This window comes from Komagataeibacter europaeus LMG 18890, assembly GCF_000285295.1.
GTDB classification, from domain to species: Bacteria; Pseudomonadota; Alphaproteobacteria; order Acetobacterales; family Acetobacteraceae; genus Komagataeibacter; species Komagataeibacter europaeus.
Genome location: NZ_CADP01000203.1, coordinates 1 through 2,907, shown reverse-complemented (window position 1 = coordinate 2,907; position 2,907 = coordinate 1). Strand labels below are relative to the sequence as shown.

Genomic DNA, 2,907 nt, shown 5'->3' with positions numbered 1-2,907 from the left:
TTTTTTTGGGCTCCCGCCGCCTTGTGGTGAGCCCTGATGTTCGTGCCATCCAGAAAAGTCATGCCCAGCGCCACTCCGTGGTGGTCCTGAACCAGTTCGAGCAGGCGTTCCCACACCCCCAGTTTCGCCCAGCGGATGAAAAGCTGCGCCGCCCGCCACCACGGACCCAGCTCAGCGGGGATACTTCGCCATTTCGCACCATTCTCATGACGCCAGAAGATCGCTGCTATCGTACGCCGCAGATCATGGGGCGGTGTCTTGCCCCTTGGCCGAACCGCCTCAATCAGCGGTTCCCAGATCGCCCATGTCTCATCAGTGAAAGTGCCTGTTCCGTCTCCTTCTTCAATCCATACAATATAGGAAGTATTTTAAGATCTAACAGGCCCTAGCCTCGATGATGATTGAGCGAAGTATTGAGGCCGGTGTGCCGTTCCGCTGGGTTGCAGCAGACAGCGTGTATGGCGTGGGCGACGTAGAACGCACGCTTCGCCGGGCAGGAATTGGATATGTGCTTGGGGTCAAGGGCAATCACTGGTTCGGATCATGGGCAACGGAACCGCTGATTGCCGGAGAGGCGAAAGATATTGCAGCAGGACTGCCAGACCAGGCCTGGCGTCGTCTGTCAGCGGGGCACGGCACAAAAGGTGAGCGACTTTATGACTGGGCGTATCTTCCGCTTGCTGATCTGGATGCTGAAGAATTTGACTGCCCTATAGCCGGACCATGGACACGTGGCCTGTTGATCCGCCGAAACATCGCTGACGGGGACCTTGCCTATTTTACGACCTGGAGCCCGAAAGGGACAACCACGCAGGAACTGGTGAACGTTGAAGGGACGCGCTGGAGGATCGAAGAAGGGTTCGAGACGGCCAAAAACGAATTTGGTCTTGATCATAACGAGACCCGCTCCTGGCATGGTTGGCATCGGCATGTCTCTCTGGTCATGCTGGCCTATGCCGTCATGGCCAGTGTCCGTTACCAGGCAAACTCACTGAAACCGAAAAAAACACAACTCAGAACACGACAGTCCTTGTCCGCTGGTCCATTCAGGAGATCAGGCGCCTCGTCGTAAAACTTGCACAACGCAGACTACCCGTCTCTCACATCCTCAGATGGTCCGTCTTTCGACGAACGCATCAGGCCAGTGCTATCCGCGCTCACTCACGACACAAAATGCAACTGTAGTGCTAGAACGTCGCGTTTACCATGTGCGAAAGGTGCCCAGATAGATCTGGACACCCGATATCGAATTTTCAGGTTTTGTTTTATATAAATCAGTAATACATGGGTCCTTTAAGGAATTTATTGATGTAAATATTTATACCATCCTCCAGGCTGGTAAATTCTTTTTTATAGCCTGCATCCCGAATTTTATGCATGTCAGCACAGGTAAAGTTCTGATAATTACCTCTGAGCTGCGCAGGCATATCTATGAATTCGACAGCCCGTTGTACACCAAGGGAATCACAGACAGCATATGCCAGATCAAGATATGTTCGCGCGATCCCGGTTCCGCAATTAAACAGGCCACTGACGTGCGGATTTTCATATAGCCACAACATGACATTGGCGACATCGCCAACCCAGATGAAGTCGCGTGCCTGCTGCCCATCTGCTACGGCAGAAGTGTCAGATTTGAACAGCTTTGCCGGACCACCTTTTAAAATGTCATCGTATTTTACCTTAACAACCGAAATCATCTTACCTTTATGGTATTCATTTGGACCATAAACATTAAAAAATTTCAGCCCAGCCCACTGCTTCGGTGATTTCTTTCCATCCAGAAGCTGTTTTATTACCCACTGATAGAAAACATGTTTGGACCAGCCATACAGATTGAGTGGGCGCAGGTTATCAAGGTTTGACAGACTATCGGAAAATTCGGCCTTCGTAGAGGCAGCTCCATAGGTCGCGGCCTATGAAGCATAAATGAAACTGATATCTTTTTCAGCACACCATGACCAGAGTTTCTGGGATAGTGTAACGTTTGTCTGCCAGACGAGGTCACCATCGGTCGCTGTTGTTTCGCTTATGGCGCCCATATGGAAAACGGCTTTAATGTCCGGGTCCGATGCCAGAAAAGCATCCAGATTTTCAGGAGAAATAACACGGGATGGCGCATGTCGCTGCAGATTGCGCCATTTTCCTTCATGGCCAAGCTAGTCTACAATAACTGTTTCCTCGCCACGTGCGTGAATTTCAGCCTGAAGATAGGAACCAATAAAACCAGACCCACCCGTAATAAGTATCATGTTGACTTTCCATATGGGTATTATTGACAGATAAAGTATATTCTAATGCGTGGAATAATTGATATGAGATCTGACAGTTTACTAAAAAATATAATTGTCAGATTTTTAATCTGTATATTATATATTCCCCGCTCGTAACAAGAATCCTTATGGATAGTAATGGTTGTATTCTAAATGCGCAAGCATGTCGTAATGCCGTTCGCGCAGGATGCATGATATTGTCCGGTTTGCAGTTCAGAATCTTTTCAGGGTCTGTTGGGAATTGTACTTTTTCAAAGTCACCAATTGTGATTCAAAATCCGTATGGATCGCTTCGTACTGACAGACGCCCAATGGGCGAAAATGGAACCGCTGTGCCTTGGCAAGAAAACAGATCGCGGGCGCAGCGGGCGGGACAACCGTCTTTTTATCGAGGCGGTCTTATGGATTGCCCGGACCGGCAGCCCATGGCGGGACCTTCCGACGTATTTCGGGCATTGGAACTCGGTCTATTCCCGCTACAGCGACTGGATGAAAGCCGGTGTTTTCAAACGGCTTTTTGAAGCGGTCTCTGACGAGGCCGACATGGAATATGCGATGATCGACGGCACGGTGGTCCGGGTTCACCGTCATGGCCAGGGCGCAAAAGGGGGACCCGAAGTCAGGCGATAGGACG

At 50.1% G+C, this 2,907-nt stretch carries 1 protein-coding gene and 3 pseudogenes; 2 read left to right on the top strand and 2 right to left on the bottom strand.

Annotation, left to right across the window (positions count from 1 at the left end):
* A partial coding sequence (locus GEU01_RS25190) for a transposase (protein WP_232272563.1) occupies positions 1-299 on the bottom strand: 299 nt, incomplete at its 3' end.
* An 86-nt stretch (positions 300-385) separates the two neighbouring features.
* On the opposite strand from GEU01_RS25190, the pseudogene GEU01_RS23610 reads away from it, so the two are divergent.
* Positions 386-1,072: pseudogene (locus tag GEU01_RS23610) on the top strand (IS701-like element IS1452 family transposase); the annotation flags it as partial.
* Between the two features lie 202 nt (positions 1,073-1,274).
* On the opposite strand, the pseudogene rfaD reads toward GEU01_RS23610, so the two are convergent.
* Positions 1,275-2,252 (bottom strand): annotated as a pseudogene (rfaD, locus tag GEU01_RS23605) (ADP-glyceromanno-heptose 6-epimerase).
* A gap of 303 nt (positions 2,253-2,555) precedes the next feature.
* Between rfaD and GEU01_RS20530 the strand changes: the two are divergent.
* Positions 2,556-2,897, top strand: a pseudogene (locus GEU01_RS20530) (IS5 family transposase); the annotation flags it as partial.
* Positions 2,898-2,907: the final 10 nt, after the last annotated feature.